The organism is Microbulbifer pacificus (genome assembly GCF_033723955.1).
In the GTDB taxonomy this organism is placed as follows: Bacteria; Pseudomonadota; Gammaproteobacteria; order Pseudomonadales; family Cellvibrionaceae; genus Microbulbifer; species Microbulbifer pacificus.
In genome coordinates this window covers 1,436,471-1,452,451 of record NZ_CP137555.1, presented here as the reverse complement: position 1 = coordinate 1,452,451, position 15,981 = coordinate 1,436,471, and the positions used below count along the sequence as shown (strand labels likewise).

At 60.2% G+C, this 15,981-nt stretch carries 16 protein-coding genes and 5 tRNA genes; 20 read left to right on the top strand and 1 reads right to left on the bottom strand.

Annotated elements, in window-relative coordinates:
- Positions 1-45: 45 nt before the first annotated feature.
- Positions 46-960, top strand: coding sequence for an aldo/keto reductase (locus tag R5R33_RS06555; protein ID WP_318955220.1), 915 nt, complete (start codon positions 46-48; stop codon positions 958-960).
- A 377-nt stretch (positions 961-1,337) separates the two neighbouring features.
- Here the strand turns inward: R5R33_RS06555 and R5R33_RS06550 are convergent, their stop codons facing one another.
- Positions 1,338-2,294, bottom strand: coding sequence for a hypothetical protein (locus R5R33_RS06550; RefSeq protein ID WP_318955219.1), 957 nt, complete (start codon positions 2,292-2,294; stop codon positions 1,338-1,340).
- A 188-nt stretch (positions 2,295-2,482) separates the two neighbouring features.
- Between R5R33_RS06550 and R5R33_RS06545 the strand changes: the two genes are divergently transcribed.
- The 19 genes from R5R33_RS06545 (at position 2,483) to rplL (ending at position 15,843) form a co-directional block, all read left to right on the top strand.
- On the top strand, positions 2,483-4,066 hold the full coding sequence (locus tag R5R33_RS06545) for an alpha/beta hydrolase (protein WP_318955218.1): 1,584 nt from the start codon (positions 2,483-2,485) through the stop codon (positions 4,064-4,066).
- Complete coding sequence (locus R5R33_RS06540; RefSeq protein ID WP_318955217.1) at positions 4,063-4,818, top strand: ABC transporter ATP-binding protein; 756 nt, start codon at positions 4,063-4,065, stop codon at positions 4,816-4,818. The genes R5R33_RS06545 and R5R33_RS06540 overlap by 4 nt, the downstream gene beginning before the upstream one ends.
- Positions 4,815-6,017, top strand: coding sequence for an ABC transporter permease (locus R5R33_RS06535; protein ID WP_318955216.1), 1,203 nt, complete (start codon positions 4,815-4,817; stop codon positions 6,015-6,017). Before R5R33_RS06540 ends, R5R33_RS06535 begins: the two co-directional genes overlap by 4 nt.
- 61 nt (positions 6,018-6,078) lie before the next feature.
- On the top strand, positions 6,079-7,206 hold the full coding sequence (gene alr, locus R5R33_RS06530; protein WP_318955215.1) for an alanine racemase: 1,128 nt from the start codon (positions 6,079-6,081) through the stop codon (positions 7,204-7,206).
- A gap of 37 nt (positions 7,207-7,243) precedes the next feature.
- Positions 7,244-8,281: a bifunctional biotin--[acetyl-CoA-carboxylase] ligase/biotin operon repressor BirA gene (birA, locus tag R5R33_RS06525; protein ID WP_318955214.1), complete on the top strand. Its 1,038-nt coding sequence runs from the start codon at positions 7,244-7,246 to the stop codon at positions 8,279-8,281.
- The gene (locus R5R33_RS06520) at positions 8,278-9,051 is read left to right on the top strand and encodes a type III pantothenate kinase (protein WP_318955213.1); all 774 of its coding nucleotides are present in this window, start codon (positions 8,278-8,280) and stop codon (positions 9,049-9,051) included. Before birA ends, R5R33_RS06520 begins: the two co-directional genes overlap by 4 nt.
- Positions 9,052-9,239: 188 nt before the next feature.
- Positions 9,240-9,965 (top strand): SPOR domain-containing protein, encoded by a 726-nt coding sequence (locus R5R33_RS06515; protein ID WP_318955212.1) that lies wholly within the window; start codon positions 9,240-9,242, stop codon positions 9,963-9,965.
- Between the two features lie 170 nt (positions 9,966-10,135).
- Positions 10,136-10,211 (top strand) — tRNA-Thr (locus R5R33_RS06510).
- 109 nt (positions 10,212-10,320) lie between these two features.
- Positions 10,321-10,404: transfer RNA gene (locus R5R33_RS06505), tRNA-Tyr, on the top strand.
- 81 nt (positions 10,405-10,485) lie between these two features.
- Positions 10,486-10,559, top strand: a tRNA-Gly gene (locus R5R33_RS06500).
- 105 nt (positions 10,560-10,664) lie between these two features.
- Positions 10,665-10,739, top strand: a tRNA-Thr gene (locus R5R33_RS06495).
- 167 nt (positions 10,740-10,906) lie between these two features.
- Complete coding sequence (tuf, locus tag R5R33_RS06490; RefSeq protein ID WP_318955203.1) at positions 10,907-12,100, top strand: elongation factor Tu; 1,194 nt, start codon at positions 10,907-10,909, stop codon at positions 12,098-12,100.
- A gap of 121 nt (positions 12,101-12,221) precedes the next feature.
- Positions 12,222-12,297, top strand: a tRNA-Trp gene (locus tag R5R33_RS06485).
- 117 nt (positions 12,298-12,414) lie between these two features.
- Positions 12,415-12,783: a preprotein translocase subunit SecE gene (secE, locus tag R5R33_RS06480; protein WP_318955211.1), complete on the top strand. Its 369-nt coding sequence runs from the start codon at positions 12,415-12,417 to the stop codon at positions 12,781-12,783.
- Between the two features lie 10 nt (positions 12,784-12,793).
- Complete coding sequence (gene nusG, locus R5R33_RS06475) at positions 12,794-13,327, top strand: transcription termination/antitermination protein NusG (RefSeq protein WP_105101983.1); 534 nt, start codon at positions 12,794-12,796, stop codon at positions 13,325-13,327.
- Between the two features lie 169 nt (positions 13,328-13,496).
- On the top strand, positions 13,497-13,928 hold the full coding sequence (gene rplK, locus R5R33_RS06470) for a 50S ribosomal protein L11 (protein WP_318955210.1): 432 nt from the start codon (positions 13,497-13,499) through the stop codon (positions 13,926-13,928).
- Entirely contained in the window at positions 13,929-14,627 is a 699-nt protein-coding gene (gene rplA, locus R5R33_RS06465; RefSeq protein ID WP_318955209.1) for a 50S ribosomal protein L1, read from the top strand.
- A gap of 266 nt (positions 14,628-14,893) precedes the next feature.
- On the top strand, positions 14,894-15,388 hold the full coding sequence (rplJ, locus tag R5R33_RS06460) for a 50S ribosomal protein L10 (RefSeq protein WP_318955208.1): 495 nt from the start codon (positions 14,894-14,896) through the stop codon (positions 15,386-15,388).
- 89 nt (positions 15,389-15,477) lie between these two features.
- Positions 15,478-15,843: a 50S ribosomal protein L7/L12 gene (gene rplL, locus R5R33_RS06455; RefSeq protein WP_318955207.1), complete on the top strand. Its 366-nt coding sequence runs from the start codon at positions 15,478-15,480 to the stop codon at positions 15,841-15,843.
- Positions 15,844-15,981: the final 138 nt, after the last annotated feature.

Genomic DNA, 15,981 nt, shown 5'->3' with positions numbered 1-15,981 from the left:
TTATGCGAAAATCCGTCGGAATCGTTTGATCCGGCGGATTTTTTTATGCAGCGCGTATCTTCTTCTCTCGTTCCCGAATTCTCCTTTTCCCGTATCGCCTTTGGCCTGTGGCGATTGACCGACTGGAATTACACCCCGCGCGAGCGCGTTGCCCTGTTCGAGCAGATGCTCGACCTGGGGGTGACCACGTTTGACCTCGCAGATATTTACGGGGATTACCGCTGCGAGCATTTTTTCGGTGAGGCGCTGAAGCTGAAGCCCGAACTGCGCGAGCGTATGGAGATTGTGAGCAAGTGCAGTATCCGCCTCGCTGGAAAAGCTTCCGGTGCGCGTATCAATCACTACGACACCAGTGCCGCGCACGTGCGTACGGCGGTGGAAGCCAGTCTGCGGGATATGGGGATCGAGCAGATGGACCTGTTGTTGCTGCATCGCCCGGACCCGCTGATGGATGCGGATGCGCTGGCGGCGGTGCTGGAACAGTTGGTGGCGGAGGGCAAGGTGAAACATCTCGGTGTTTCCAATTTTCTGCCGCATCAGGTTGATCTGTTGCAGTCGCGTCTGACACTGCCACTGGTGGCAAATCAGATCGAGGTTTCCCTGCTACATTCGCAGCCGATGTTTGACGGCCAGCTGGATCACTGCCAACAGCACCGGATCATTCCCATGGCCTGGTCGCCGTTTGCCGGTGGCCGGCTGTTTGCCGGAGAAGATGCGGACTCGGCGCGGGTGCGGAGTTGCCTGCAACAGCTTTGCGAGGCGCGCGGTTTGAATCCGGATGTTGGGGTTATGCAGTTGGCACTGGCGTGGTTGCTGAAGCACCCGTCGCGGATGGTGCCGGTGTTGGGGAGTGGTAATCCTGAACGTCTCATCGCTTCGCTTGAGGCTTTGGATTTAGAGCTGGATCGGGAAGAGTGGTTTGAGATGTTGCGTGCTGGGCGTGGGCGGGACGTGGATTGAACCTTTTTAGGGTGTCGTTTAAAGCCAGCCCTGTGGCGGTCCTGCCGTCGGGTATCTGTTCGCGAGACACGCCGTGAACCCATCCATGGGGGCTCTTCCGCGAGGTCCCTCTCGCGGAAGGTCTCGCGAACAGATCCCCGTCGTCAGCACCTTTGCGGATAGTGGGCACTTCGTTAGGTGGCAGTGATTAAGATGTACGAAGGATGAGCTGAAACTGCTTACAGCGCTCGGTAATAGGAATTGAAGCTGGTGTGCTGGGTAGGTGTTTTTGAAAGCGTCGGCGACAGGGATGTATTCACAGCGGTTTCAAAAACACCTACCCAGTGCGCCTGCGCCACAAGAGTTAAAACAGCGTGCGGAAAATTAGGCGGTCAGAATCACCCGGCGTAGGCGTTCTCTGGCACCAGATCGTAATTCACATCCCCGAGATCGAACTGCTCAAGCGGCGCAAGTTGCATGGGCACGCGGTAGCAGCGCAGCAGCTCGCCGTCGCGGCAGTCCATCACCTCGAGGTAATCGCCGGCGATACCGTGCAACAGGCGCTCGAATTCGGTCATTGCTGAGGCAATCAGGGTTTTGTATCCCAGCTCGTCGCCCAGCTTGATATAGCGCGCTTCACAACCTACCTGTTCGATGCGCAGCCAGCCCGCTCCGCGTTCTGCGCCGGCAACACCCAAAACCAGGGGGCCCAACTGGTCTTGGCACAGCGGCGCAAGGCTGTGCACGGAGGGCTCGGGGTCCACTTCCAGTCCAACCCACACCCAGCCCGGCAAACCGATGCGGGTCAGGTGCCATTCCGACAGCCATACCGTCTGGTCGTCGTCCACCCGGAACTCGCTGTATTCGCGCTGCCCGTTGCGGCTCGCCAGGTTCACGTTTGCATCAGGGTTTTCCTTGCGGAAATTGTGCAGCTGCTGGGTCATCTCGTAATTCACTTCCCACTGCTTCTGCAACCGCCACTGCATCGGGTATTCACCCCACTCGACGATGTACTCCTCGCGCTCGCGCAGCGTTTCCGCCACGCGCCAGAAGGCGCCGTCGATCAGAATACAGGTGTCTCCCGGCTTGCTACCGGGGGCGATGATGCTGTGTTCGGGTGAGGCTTCAGATGCGTTCACCACATGCTCGTTGCGCCCCTCGATTACTTCGTACCAGGGGAAGCCGTGCCGCAGAGGTGGGGGGAAGGCGAGGGGTGGGCGGCCCGCCAGCAGGCGGCGGAACAGCACCGACTTTTCAATTTCCAGGTCAGACAGGGTGTAGCCTTCTTTCTGGGTAATCTGCCCCCAGGCAAAAGCGGCCCGTATTAATTGTTTTTCTCGGTCTGAAAAGCTCATTGTTCGCCAGAGTGTCGGTGACTGAAAATTATTCGAATCGGCAAATGACCGCAAACCTTACCACTGCCCGCAGCACTCTGCCACGGATATTGCCGAGCGCGCTGTGGTGGACATGCCCCGGCAGACATGGGCGGGGGCGGAAAAAGTCCGGTAGACTGGACGGGTTTTGACATCCACGGGAAACGGACGTGAAAAAGGAACGCGTATTCGACGGAAGGAAACGACCCATCGCCCGCGGCTTGCGGCGCTGGCTGGGAATGTCCTCGCTTTGTGTTCTGGCTGGCACACTGACAAGCGTTGCCTCCATGACACAGGCGGAATCCGCTGCACAGGTTATGCCTGCGCCCCCGGCCAGTGAAACCTGCTACGTCGATGGCTGGGCAGAGTCGCTGCAGTGTTATCGCATTCCCGTCAGTGACGACGGCAAGGTGGCGCTTTCGGTACTGGTGGCGCCGGCGGTCAATGGCGGTCAGCACGAGCCGCTGTACCTGCTGGCCGGCGGCCCGGGTCAGGCGGCGAGCGACCTGGCGCGGTTGCTGAATCCCCTGCGCAAGCTGAACCGCGGACGCGATATCGTGATGGTCGACCGCCGCGGCGGCGGCCGCTCCGATGCCTTTGATTGCGGTCTCGGCGTGGATGCACCATCGAACGTCGAGCAGTTCGTGGCAAAGCTGGCAGTGTGCCGGATTAATTCGGGCGATCGTCCGCTGACGATCAACAGCCGCCAGACCGTGGCCGATCTGGAAGCTGTGCGCAAGGCGCTGGGGCACGCGCGTATTTCCCTGTGGGGCGGTTCCTGGGGCACACGCACTGCGTTGCTGTACCAGCAATGGTACCCGGAATCCCTGCAGAGTCTGGTGCTCGACGGCGTGGCCCCCATCGATACCCAAGTCTTTCTCGCCGCCACTGCCGCGGAGTCGGCACTGGTGGAATTACAACAAGCCTGCAGCGGCGACCCGGTGTGTGCAGGATTTGGCGACTGGCGAACCCAGCTGGATGCCCTGCTCGCCAACTGGACCGATGAACAGGCGCGAAATTTCCCCGACCCGCTCACCGGAAAAACCGTCGACGAACCTCTAGAGGCCTGGGTGTTGGCGGGCGCAGTGCGCACCGCACTCTACGATCCGGGTGCCGCAGCCCAGCTGCCGTTCGCGGTGGATCAGGCCGGTCGCGGCAACTATGTGCCGCTGTCCGGTATCGTCGGCCTGTTTGCGGAAATGGAAGGCGCGATGTCCATGGGGCTCACCTTCTCCGTTGCCTGTGCTGAGGAAATGAACCGCATCAGCGTGGAAGATATCGCCAGCGATGCTGCGGGTACATTTATCGGCGACGGATTTATTCGCGTGTTTTCCGAGGGTTGCAAGGTGTGGCCGGTACCGGCGCAGCCGTATGACGCCCCGCAACCGCGCCATCATCCGGTACTGCTGATTTCCGGCAGTGCCGACCCGATCACTCCGCCAAAATACGCCGACGAACAACTCGCGTACCTGGATCACAAGCAGCATCTTGTGGTGCAGGGCGGGGGGCATATCAATTCCATGCGCGGCTGCGTGCCGGATCTGATTCTCGAATTCCTCGATCACCCGCAGGCGGAGCTCGACCAGAACTGTCTCGGGGATATCCACCGTCCGCCGTTCACCGCGGGTAATTTCGGTCCCGCGCTGTTGCCAGAGCTTCCCGAGGCGGGATCGCGGCTCGCGGGCGAGCATCAGCAGGAAGAGGATAACGCCGGCCCTGAGATGGCGGGCGATGTCGAAGGAGGGCAGCAATGATTCGCGTCGACAACATCAGCAAATCCTTCGCCGGCAAGCCGGTGCTGCGCAATCTCAGTTTTGAGGTTCCCGACGGTCGCATCACCGCTTTGCTGGGCGCTAACGGTGCAGGCAAAACCAGCTGCCTGCGCATCGTCTGCGGCCTGTTGAAGGCGGATGGCGGTCGGGTACTGGTGGGGAATGCCGACCCGGCCCTGGACCCCAGGGGCGCGCGCCGCCAGTTGGGGGTGGTGGGCGACCGCGAGGGGCTGTATGAGCGCCTTACGGTGCGCGAGTACCTGGACATTTTTGCCCGCATGCAGGGACTTTCCGGCAAGGCTCTGGCACAGGCGCTCGCCGCCGTGCGCGAGGAGCTGGAACTGGGGGCGCTGTGGGATCGGCGTACCAAGGGCTTCTCCCAGGGGGAGCGCATGAAGGTATCGCTGGCGCGCGCGCTGGTGCACCGTCCGCAACACCTGATTCTCGATGAGCCCACCCGCGGTCTCGATGTGCTGGCGGTGCGGCTGCTGCGCAAGACGCTGCTGCGCCTGCGCGCCGCCGGCACCACCATCCTGTTTTCCAGCCATGTCATGCCCGAGGTGGCCGAGTTGTCGGACCGGGTGCTGGTGATGGCCGCGGGGCAGATCGTGGGTGCCGGCACGCCGGAACAGCTGGCGGCAGAATCCGGCTGCAGCAATCTTGAGGACAGCTTTGTCGCCCTGGCCTATGGCCAGCGGCCAAGTGTGGCGATAGCGCAAGGAGAGCCGGCATGAGCAATAAATGGAATCCGGGCGCACTGCTCGACGGACTCGCCCAGATGACACCGCTGCTGCGCAAGGAGCTGCTGGAAGCCTGGCGCGATCGGCGCGCACTGTTGATGGCGATATGTTTTTCCCTGATGTTTCCCGCGGCACTGGCTGGCGGCACCATCTTCATGGTCAAGAAGCAGAGCGAAGACGTCACCCGCGTGGCACTGATCGGCGCCGAGCGCGCGCCGTTGATTGGCGAGCAGTTGCAGTCTTCCGGGCTGGATGTGGAGTCGCTGGCCGAGGGCGATCCCCGCGATCTGCTCGCCGCGGACTACGATCTGGTGCTGGAAGTCACTGACGATTTCGCGCAGCGCTATCAGGACTTCCGCGCGCCGCGCCTTTACCTGTATGTAAACAGCTCCGACACCGGCAGCGGTCGCGCCCAGCGGGAATTGCAGGAGCGCCTCGGTGCGTTACAGCAGATGATCGTTACCCAGCGCCTGTCGGCACGGGGGGTGGCGCCGCAGCTGCTGGCCCCGTGGCGTCTGGAAACCCGCGATGTGAGCACCCCCTCGAGCCGCGGTGCGCTGATCCTGGCCACGGTGCCGGGCCTGCTGATCATGACCCTGTTTATCGCCTGCCTCGCCACGGCGGTGGACAGCTCCGCCGGCGAACGCGAGCGCTTGAGCCTCGAACCACTGCTGGTACAGCCACTGGCGGGCTGGCAGATCATTACCGCCAAGACCCTGGCGGTGGCGAGCCTCGGCTGGCTCGGTTCGCTGCTGGCGATCGGTGCGCTGGTACTGCTGATGCCGGTGATGCCGCTTGCCGAATTCGGTATACAGCAGGCCACTACGCTGGCCGGTGTGGTCGCCATGGGGCTGGTGCTGTTGCCGCTGGCATTGCTGGTGGCGGTAGTGCAGATCCTGCTGGCGCTGCGCTCGCAGTCGTTCAAGGATGCCCAGACCCAGTTGAGTATTCTGCAGATAGCGCCGGTCGTTCTGCTGATGGTGCTGGATATGGCGCAGATCAAACTGGCGGACAGCTGGCAGCTGCTGCCGCTGATCGGCCAGCAGCAGTGGCTCAAGGGGTTGTTGGTGGGTGACTGGGTATCCCCGCTGTGGATGTTGGCCGGCTCTGCGGTCACCCTGGCGCTGGTGGTATTGGCAATCATGGTGGGCGCCCGCGCGCTGCAGCGGGAAAGCCTGTTGTCCGCCAGTTGAGCCCGGATCAATTCTTAACTGATTCGTTCGTATCTGATTTATCTGTAATTGGGCGGTAAGTGTGAGCATTTCGGAACACGAGCACGAGGGATTGCTGACCATTGATCTGGGCGCCGTCGTCGACAACTACTCCTGGCTGCGCCAGCACCTGGTCAATGGCGGCCGCTGCGCGGGAGTGGTGAAGGCGGATGCCTACGGTCTGGGAGTTGGCGAAGTGGCGCCGGCGCTTTACCGCGCTGGCTGTCGGGACTTTTTCGTCGCAACCCTGGCGGAGGGTGAGCAGTTGAGGAACCTGTTGCCCGCGGAGGTGACAATCTATCTGCTGACCGGCGTGCGCCCTGGCAGTGAGCAGCGCTGTGCCGCCGCCAATCTGGTTCCGGTGCTGGTCACCATCGAGCAGTTGCGCCAGTGGTGTGCGCTCACCGCTTCCAGTGGTCTTGCCGCACCCTGTGCGCTCAAGGTGGACACCGGCATGACCCGGCTCGGTATGGGCGGCGATGAATTTGCCCAGTTGCTGCAGATGCCGGAGCTGCTGGCGGGCGCCAATCTGCAGCTGATACTGAGCCATTTGGCCTGTGCCGATGAGCCAGATCACCCGCAAAATCCCGCCCAGCTGGCGGTGTTTAACGAGTTTGTCAGCGGGCTGCGGCGGATCTGCCCCGGGGTGCAGGCGAGCTTTGCCAATTCCTCCGGCATCTGCCTCGGCGAGGCCTATCACTTTGACCTGGTGCGTCCGGGTTCTGCCCTCTACGGCATCAATCCACTGCCCGGCCGTAAAAACCCCATGCGCCCGGTGGTGAGTCTGCGAGTGCCGGTGCTACAGCAGCGCGAGATTACCCGCGACAGCGCGGTGGGCTACGGCGCTGCCGGTCATGCCGCGGCTGGCAGCTGGCTGGCGGTGGTGAGGGGGGGGTACGCCGACGGTATACTGCGCACCCAGAGTGGTCGCGGGCGCGGAATGGCCGTTGCCGGCGACGAAAAAATCGCAGTGCCTATGCTCGGGCGCGTGTCCATGGATACCTGTGTCTTTGATATTTCCGCGCTCAGCGAGGATCAGCGTCATCGACTCGAGGTTATCGAACTGCTGGGCGATGACTGGACCGTGGATGACATGGCCACCGCTGCCGGCACCATCGGTTACGAAATTCTCACGTCCCTCGGGCGACGCTACTGTCGCCGCTATCTCTGACCTTTCTGCCACTGCCAACCCGATGGAGAACCGAGTTTTGGCGCTACGTAAATCCGACGAACCTGCTATCCCAAGCACAGACCTGCTCAGCGGCCGGTTGCGGCCGCTGCTGACACTGCTGGCCGACGGCGAAGTGCACTCCGGTGCATCCCTCGGCGAGGTATTGGGGGTGAGCCGCGCTGCGGTATGGAAGCAGTTGCAGAAACTCGAAGCGCTGGGGTTGCGGGTGGAATCGGAAAAGGGCCGCGGTTACCGCCTGTGCGATGGCCTGGACTTGCTGGACGAGCGGGCCATTCGCGCGCAGGTTTCGGGGCTGGCCACGCCGCTGCTGAGCGAGCTGCAGGTTTTTGACCAGGTGGATTCCACCAACGCGCGTATGCTGGCAGCGCTGGATGCGGGCGCCGGCCACGGCGGGGTACTGCTCGCCGAGCAGCAGACCGCCGGCCGCGGGCGCCGCGGGCGCACCTGGCAGAGCCCGTTTGCTTCGGGGATCAGTATTTCCATCGGCTGGCGCTTCAGTGGCGGGGTGCAACAGCTGGAGGGGTTGAGCCTCGCTGTGGGGGTGGCCCTGGCACGCGCGCTGGCGCGGTTTGATGTACCGGATGTACGCCTCAAATGGCCCAACGATGTGTGGTGCCGGGGGCGCAAGCTGGCGGGCGTGTTACTGGAGCTGAGCGGCGATCTCACCGACCGCTGTGCGGTGGTGATCGGTATTGGCCTGAATATACGTCTGCCCGCGGCGGCGGCGGAGGCGATAGGGCAGCCCTGGATCGATCTCGCTGAGGTGCGCCCGGGTATTTCGCGCAATGCCCTGGTGGCCGCGATGCTGGACGAGTTGTTGCCGTTGCTGGCGACCTATCCCGAGTCCGGTTTCAGCGCGTGGCGGGAAGCGTGGCAGGCGCTGGATCAGTTCGCCGATGCCGAAGTGTGCCTGCAGTCCGCGCAGCAGCGCTGGTGTGGCATCGAGCGCGGGGTGGATCGCAGCGGCGCGCTGCTGCTGGAAATCGATGGTGAGTGCCGTGCGTTTCACGGGGGCGAGATTTCCCTGCGGCCCGCCGGGAGCGACACCCCGTGATTCTCGAGCTGGATCAGGGCAATACCCGGGGCAAGTGGCGGCTGATTCGCGCGACCCCGGTTGCAGGTGGGGAGACGGAGATTGTCGCCCGCGGCGTTTTCGCGCCCGGCCCCTGGTGGCTTGAAGCTGCCCTGCCGGTGTGCTGGCTGGAGTGTGCTCCCCGGCGGGTGCGCGTTGCCAATGTGGCCGGGCGTGATGTCGAGAGCGCAATCGAAGCGCGCCTGCTGCGAGACCTGGGTGTTGTTGCAGAGTTCGCGCGGGTGTCTGCCGCGTGCGATGGTGTTCGCTGTGCCTATGCGCAGGTGGAAAAGCTGGGGGTTGACCGCTGGCTGGCGGTGCTTGCGGCTTACCGGCGCTCACCGGCACCGGCGCTGGTGGTGGACTGTGGCAGCGCGGTAACCCTGGATCTGCTGGGTGGCGGCGGCGAGCATCTGGGGGGGTATATCGTGCCCGGGCTCGGGTTGATGCGCCGGGCGCTCTACAGTGACACCGATGCGGTCAAGGTTGCCGAAAGCTTTGCGCCGGGCATGTCCCTTGCCCCGGGGACAAATACCCAGGATGCGGTCAATCGCGGCCTGCCGCTGATGGTCCTCGGCGCGGTGGACCAGGCATTCGGTTTTCTGCAGCAGCAATGCGCAGCCACCGGCGCTGCGGCGCCCCGGTTGCTGCTGACCGGGGGGGATGGCGCATTACTGGCATCCCTCAGTGAGCGGCCTTTTGTGTTGCTGGAGGACCTGGTGATGGAGGGGTTGGCGCTTACCAATCCCTGAGGGCCGTGATCGCCTGAAGTGGGCGGGCTGGCGACCTGTGCGCCAGTCACTGCCAGCTGAGGCGGAGTGAGGCTAGAATCCGCACTTCACGAAATTGTGGGGGCGAGTGGGCTGGCATCGTTGGTCAAACCCACCCGAACATACAAAGTCGATTCCGAACATTGATAGATAACAACTGACTGACGACTATGCGCTGGATATTTTTCTTGTTGGCGGCAGCGAATCTCGGCCTGCTTGCCTGGTTTGTCACCACGGACACCGCGCCTGCGGCCAGGGTTGCGCCACAGGTGGTAGAAGGGGATGCCGGCAGTATTGCTCTGGTGAGTGAAGCGGACTCCTCACAATTGAGCGCGCCGGCGCGGGAGGTGGCCCCCCCGGCCAGCGTTACGCGGCAAAAAGCGCCCGTGCGTGCGGCCAAATCCACTGCACAGCTGTGTAGTCTCGTGGGCCCGTTTGACGAGGCCTATCAGGGGGAGGAGGTGGCGCGTCGGCTGCAGGCGCTGCAGGTGCCGGCCGCGATGAAGGAAATCGAGATGCAGGGCCAGATGCGCTACTGGGTTTTCCTGGCCCCACTGAACTCCTCCCAGGAGGCGTTTCGCAAGTTGCGCGAGCTGCAGGCGGCCGGTATCGACAGCTACGTAATCCCCAAGGGGTCACTGGAAAATGGGATTTCCTTTGGCATCTTTTCCGAGGAAGAGCGCGCGCGCATCCTGACCAACGAGCTGCAGGGACGCGGATTCGCCGCGCAATATCGCGAGGAACCGCAGACCTATCTCGAGCGTTGGGTGGTGGTGGAAAACACTGGCAATGGCGAGATTGCCGATGGGTTTTGGCAGCAGCTCCAGCTGGATTACCCGGAAATCGACCGCCGGCAGAACCTGTGCAGTGAAATTCGCGAAAAGGAAATTGAGTGAGTGTGGAAGTGGCCTTGCAGATGAATTTCGGAAGTCCACATTCGAGGTGAAAAAAAGCGACAAGAGCCTGTTGCGTGTCGTGAACACTTCCCCTAGAATCCCGCCTCCACTTAAGGGGGAGTCAACAACCCCGGTGGAAGATTCGGCCTGAAAAGGTCGATCTGGAAGAAGCTGGCGTAGCTCAGTTGGTAGAGCAGCTGACTTGTAATCAGCCGGTCGGGGGTTCGACTCCTCTCGCCAGCTCCATTTCTTTCAGTCGCACGGTTCGTTGAAGAAATTCAGGTAAGTGTGTGAATTTGAAAGAAAAATTGTTGACAGCGGATAGGATGGTGTGGAGAATGCGCACCACCTTGAGGCAGGGGTTCCCGAGTGGCCAAAGGGATCAGACTGTAAATCTGACGCGCAAGCTTCGGTGGTTCGAATCCACCCCCCTGCACCATTATTCAGATGCCTGTGTGCTGGCATCGAAGGTAGAAGAAGTTGTTTGGTCTTCTATTTAAGGAGTAACGCACGCGGTAGCGCGGGCATAGTTCAATGGTAGAACCTCAGCCTTCCAAGCTGATGATGCGGGTTCGATTCCCGCTGCCCGCTCCAATTAGCAGTGCGGAGCTTGGTCGGTCTAAGTCGCTGAAATCTTTGATTTGGCGCATTGCAGGCGGCCCCGCCTGCGCCGGCACTAAGTGTTGGCAATCGGAGTAAGCTCATGTAGCTCAGGGGTAGAGCACACCCTTGGTAAGGGTGAGGTCGGCGGTTCAAATCCGCCCATGAGCTCCATTATTCGTGGCCGCGGTGACCTGTGTCTCCGCGGCTATTTGTATCCGGCTTATATGCTTTTGCGGGCCGGGTGCGGCGGTTCCCGAGTAAGCTCTTTTGTGAGTGCGCGGGAGCTGTTCTTAGGTAAGGTCGCTAGTTCGGCTCACGCTTATATTGGGAGGCCCGCAATGGGAAAAGAAAAGTTTGAACGTTCCAAGCCCCACGTAAACGTGGGCACCATCGGTCACGTTGACCACGGTAAAACCACTCTGACCGCTGCGCTGACCCGCGTATGTTCCGAAGTGTGGGGCGGCGCTGCCGTTGCTTTCGACGGTATCGACAAGGCTCCGGAAGAGCGTGAGCGTGGTATTACCATCTCTACCTCTCACGTAGAGTACGAGTCCCCGATTCGCCACTACGCGCACGTAGACTGCCCGGGACACGCCGACTACGTTAAGAACATGATCACCGGTGCTGCCCAGATGGACGGCGCGATCCTGGTATGTTCCGCTGCTGACGGCCCCATGCCGCAGACTCGTGAGCACATCCTGCTGTCCCGTCAGGTAGGTGTACCGTACATCGTGGTATTCCTGAACAAAGCCGACATGGTCGACGACGAAGAGCTGCTGGAACTGGTAGAGATGGAAGTTCGCGAACTTCTGGACCAGTACGAGTTCCCGGGCGACGACACCCCGATCGTGGTTGGTTCTGCTCTGATGGCGCTGAACGGCGAAGACGAGAATGGCCTGGGCACCACTGCTGTTAAGAAGCTGGTAGAAACCCTGGACTCTTACATTCCGGAGCCGGAGCGCGCTATCGACAAGCCGTTCCTGATGCCGATCGAAGACGTATTCTCCATCTCTGGTCGCGGTACCGTAGTAACCGGTCGTGTAGAGCGTGGCATCGTTAAGACTGGTGATGAAATTGCCATCGTTGGTCTGAAAGACACCACCACCACTACCTGTACCGGTGTGGAAATGTTCCGCAAGCTGCTGGACGAAGGCCGTGCTGGTGAGAACATCGGCGCCCTGCTGCGCGGCACCAAGCGTGACGAAGTAGAGCGTGGTCAGGTACTGGCCAAGCCGGGTTCCATCACTCCGCACACCAAGTTCGAAGCGGAAGTGTACGTACTGTCCAAGGACGAAGGTGGTCGTCACACCCCGTTCTTCAAAGGCTACCGTCCGCAGTTCTACTTCCGTACCACCGACGTGACTGGTGCGTGTGAGCTGCCGGAAGGCGTTGAGATGGTGATGCCGGGTGACAACATTCAGATGACTGTTACCCTGATCCACCCGATCGCCATGGAAGACGGTCTGCGCTTCGCGATTCGCGAAGGTGGTCGTACCGTTGGTGCTGGCGTTGTTGCCAAGATCATCGAGTAATCGGTGAATAGGTGTGACTTTCGAGTGAATCGGAAGTCACACTTGCAAATGCTGGGGCGGCTGGTATTATCCGCCCCTCATTTTTTCCGGAAGTGACGCAGTTTGCTTCCGGAAGTGTTCCAGGCCAGTAGTTCAATTGGTAGAGCACCGGTCTCCAAAACCGGGTGTTGGGGGTTCGAGTCCCTCCTGGCCTGCCAACTTTCAGATGCCCGCAAGGGGCCTGCAGTTGGGCTATCCTGTACTGCTGTCGCTCTTAGTGGTCGTTGGCAATAAAGGCGCCTTGCGGTATTGGGGCGCGCTAAAGGCTTCTTTGTATGAATGCTAAAGTAGAGGCGAAAACCTTTCGTCTTGACGGCCTGAAGTGGCTGCTGGTGGTGCTGCTTGTTGGTGCCGCTGTAGCGGGCAATTCCTACTACGCCGAAATCCCCCTGTTGTATCGTGTTCTGGCAATTGTTGCGCTCTGCCTTGTGGCGGCGTTTGTTGCTGTGCAAACCGAAAAAGGCAGCTCCTTCTGGAATCTTCTGCGGGAAGCGCAGAATGAAGTGCGTCGGGTAGTATGGCCGACCCGCCAGGAGGCAACCCAGACCACGCTGATCGTGGTGGTGTTTGTGCTGCTGATGGCGATCATTCTGTGGGCGCTGGATTCCGGCCTCGGTTGGCTCGCTTCCAAGATCATTGGCTAAAGGTTAATCCATGGCAAAGCATTGGTATGTGGTTCAGGCTTACTCCGGCTATGAGAAGCGCGTTGCGTCTTCCCTGAAGGAGCGCATTGAGCTGCACGAAATGGATCACCTGTTTGGTGAAGTGCTTGTCCCCACGGAAGAAGTGGTGGAAATGCGTGCCGGTCAGAAGCGCAAGAGTGAGCGCAAGTTTTTCCCCGGTTACGTACTGGTGGAAATGGAGCTCAATGACGACACCTGGCACCTGGTGAAGGAAACTCCCCGTGTGCTGGGCTTTATCGGTGGCAAGGCGGACAAGCCGGCACCGATTACCGACCGTGAGGCGCAGGCCATCCTGAATCGTATGGATGACGCTGCAGAGAAGCCCAAGCCCAAAACCCTGTTCGAACCGGGTGAAATGGTGCGGGTTATCGACGGTCCGTTTAACGACTTCAACGGTGTGGTGGAAGAGGTCAACTACGAGAAAAGTCGCCTGCGGGTGGCGGTGTTGATCTTCGGTCGCTCCACACCGGTAGAGCTGGAATTCAGTCAGGTAGAAAAAGGCTGATTTCGAGCTGAAAGGATTCGGCCCTCTTTCGCGACAAGCGGAAGAGGGCTTTCGCGTCCCTGAAAACCGCATTTGACGGGTTTGGGGGCACAAGCAGGGGAGCTGAGCGTTGCACGTTTGTAAGAGTGTACAGCGCAGGCGCTAATACCCAGTTAAAGAGGAAGCTGTAATGGCTAAGAAAGTAGAAGCTTACATCAAGCTGCAAGTTAAGGCCGGTCAGGCCAACCCGAGTCCGCCCGTCGGCCCCGCGCTGGGTCAGAAAGGTGTGAACATCATGGAATTCTGTAAGGCGTTCAACGCCCAGACTCAAGGCATTGAGCCGGGTCTGCCGATTCCTGTTGTGATCTCTGTATACGGCGATCGCTCCTTCACCTTCATCATGAAGTCCCCGCCCGCCGCGGTTCTGCTGCGCAAGGCTGCCAAGATCAAGAGCGGTTCCGGCCGTCCGAACACTGAGAAAGTGGGTAAAGTTACCCGCGCTCAGATCGAAGAGATCGTGGAAATGAAGAAGGCAGACCTGACTGCATCCGACCTGGAAGCAGCTGTGCGTACCATCGCTGGTTCCGCACGCAGTGCCGGTATCGAAGTGGAGGGCGTGTAAGTGGCCAAATTGACCAAGCGTCAGCGCGCTATCGCTGAAAAACTCCAGTCTGGCAAGGCTTACGGCATCGAAGAAGCTGTATCTCTGCTGAAAGAGTTCTCCAACGTCAAGTTCGCGGAAACCGTTGATGCCGCCATCAACCTGGGTATCGATCCGCGTAAATCCGACCAGGCTGTTCGCGGTGCGACCACTCTGCCCCACGGTAACGGTAAAGACGTGCGCGTAGCCGTATTTACCCAGGGTGCCAACGCTGAAGCTGCCAAGGCAGCCGGCGCTGAGCTGGTGGGTATGGACGAACTGGCTGCCGACATCAAAGCCGGCAACATGGACTTCGACGTAGTCATCGCCTCTCCGGACGCCATGCGCGTTGTCGGTCAGCTGGGTCAGATCCTCGGCCCGCGCGGCCTGATGCCGAACCCGAAAACCGGCACCGTAACCCCGGACGTGGTAACCGCGGTCAAGAATGCCAAGGCTGGTCAGGTGCGTTTCCGCGCTGACAAGGGCGGCATCATCCACGGTGGTATCGGCAAGGTTTCTTTCGAGCTGAGCGCGCTGAAAGAAAACCTGGAAGCTCTGGTTGCGGACCTGAAAAAGGTCAAGCCGGCTTCTGCCAAGGGTGTGTATCTGAAGAAGATCACCCTGAGCACCACCATGGGCCCGGGTCTGACCATCGACCAGGCTTCTCTGGACGTTAAATAATTAGCGTTCAGTAAAAAGAACTTTGGGGTCCGCCATTTTGCTTTGGCTGAATGGCGGGCCGTCAAAGACCGTAGGTGCGGCGGGTGTTTGAGGTTTAAACGCCCACCGCTTAATCCGACGCCAGGCCAGGTTGGCCACTAACGGCATCGAGCCTACGCAGACGGTGTGCCCAAACCAGTATTTTTTACTGGATTTGAGCTTTAAGCACCGGAACGGGTCGGGTGACATGTAGTTCCCGGCCTTCATTCAAATCCAGGAGTGACACTATGGCTATTGGACTCGTAGACAAGAAAGCGATTGTCGCGGAAGTCCAGCAGGCTGCTGTGGGCGCCCTGTCAGCGGTTGTTGCGGATTCCCGCGGCGTAACCGTAAATGACATGACCGCCCTGCGCAAAGAGGCTCGCGAACACGGCGTTTGGCTGAAAGTTGTTCGTAATACTCTGGCGCGTCGCGCTCTGGCCGGTACCGAATTCGAATGTCTCGTTGAGAAATTCGTCGGTCCCAGCATCATTGCTTTTTCCAAGGAACACCCGGGTGCCGGTGCGCGCATCCTGCGTGACTTCGCGAAGAAGAATGACAAGCTGGAACTGAAAGGTGCCGCCTTCGAAGGCGTAGCTACTGACGTCCAACTGTTGGCAAGCCTGCCGACTTACGACGAAGCTATCGCCCAGCTGATGAGCGTGTTGAAAGAAGCCTCTGCTGGCAAGCTGGTTCGCACTATTGCGGCCGTTCGCGACCAAAAAGAGCAGCAAGCTGCGTAATTGTTTCGCCTCGCGAAATCGCAGTTTTCAACGACTTTTTATTGAATTTACGAGCAGCTTGCTGCTCACACGAAATCAGGTACTAACTCATGTCTCTGACTAAAGAAGATATCATCAATGCGATCGCCGAGATGTCCGTTAAGGACGTTGTTGAGCTGATCACCGCTATGGAAGAGAAATTCGGCGTAACCGCAGCTGCTGCTGTAGTTGCTGCTGGTCCGGCTGCTGAAGCGGCTGAAGAGAAAGACTCTTTCGACATCGTTCTGACTTCCGCTGGCGACAAGAAAGTAAACGTGATCAAGGCTGTTCGCGGCATCACCGGTCTGGGCCTGAAAGAAGCCAAAGAACTGGTTGACGGCGCTCCGAGCACCCTGAAAGAAGGCGCTAACAAGGCTGAAGCCGAAGCTGCCAAGAAAGAGCTGGAAGAAGCTGGCGCTAGCGTAGAACTGAAGTAATTCGGATCTGCATAGCACCGCCAGTGGCTGCGTAATCAACCGCTGGCGGAAAGGCTGGTGGACTTTTGTCCGCCGGCCTTTTTGCCGTTTGCGACACCGGGGTTTTTCCCGCCAAGGGTAACTTAAATTTCCGGCCGC

What these genes read in the sequence shown, in the direction of transcription:
- R5R33_RS06555 (WP_318955220.1), top strand. Translation starts at nt 46, where the DNA reads ATGCAGCGCGTATCTTCTTCTCTCGTTCCCGAATTCTCCTTTTCCCGT.
- R5R33_RS06550 (WP_318955219.1), bottom strand. Translation starts at nt 2,294, where the DNA reads ATGAGCTTTTCAGACCGAGAAAAACAATTAATACGGGCCGCTTTTGCC.
- R5R33_RS06540 (WP_318955217.1), top strand. Translation starts at nt 4,063, where the DNA reads ATGATTCGCGTCGACAACATCAGCAAATCCTTCGCCGGCAAGCCGGTG.
- R5R33_RS06535 (WP_318955216.1), top strand. Translation starts at nt 4,815, where the DNA reads ATGAGCAATAAATGGAATCCGGGCGCACTGCTCGACGGACTCGCCCAG.
- R5R33_RS06515 (WP_318955212.1), top strand. Translation starts at nt 9,240, where the DNA reads ATGCGCTGGATATTTTTCTTGTTGGCGGCAGCGAATCTCGGCCTGCTT.
- tuf (WP_318955203.1), top strand. Translation starts at nt 10,907, where the DNA reads ATGGGAAAAGAAAAGTTTGAACGTTCCAAGCCCCACGTAAACGTGGGC.
- secE (WP_318955211.1), top strand. Translation starts at nt 12,415, where the DNA reads ATGAATGCTAAAGTAGAGGCGAAAACCTTTCGTCTTGACGGCCTGAAG.
- nusG (WP_105101983.1), top strand. Translation starts at nt 12,794, where the DNA reads ATGGCAAAGCATTGGTATGTGGTTCAGGCTTACTCCGGCTATGAGAAG.
- rplK (WP_318955210.1), top strand. Translation starts at nt 13,497, where the DNA reads ATGGCTAAGAAAGTAGAAGCTTACATCAAGCTGCAAGTTAAGGCCGGT.
- rplJ (WP_318955208.1), top strand. Translation starts at nt 14,894, where the DNA reads ATGGCTATTGGACTCGTAGACAAGAAAGCGATTGTCGCGGAAGTCCAG.
- rplL (WP_318955207.1), top strand. Translation starts at nt 15,478, where the DNA reads ATGTCTCTGACTAAAGAAGATATCATCAATGCGATCGCCGAGATGTCC.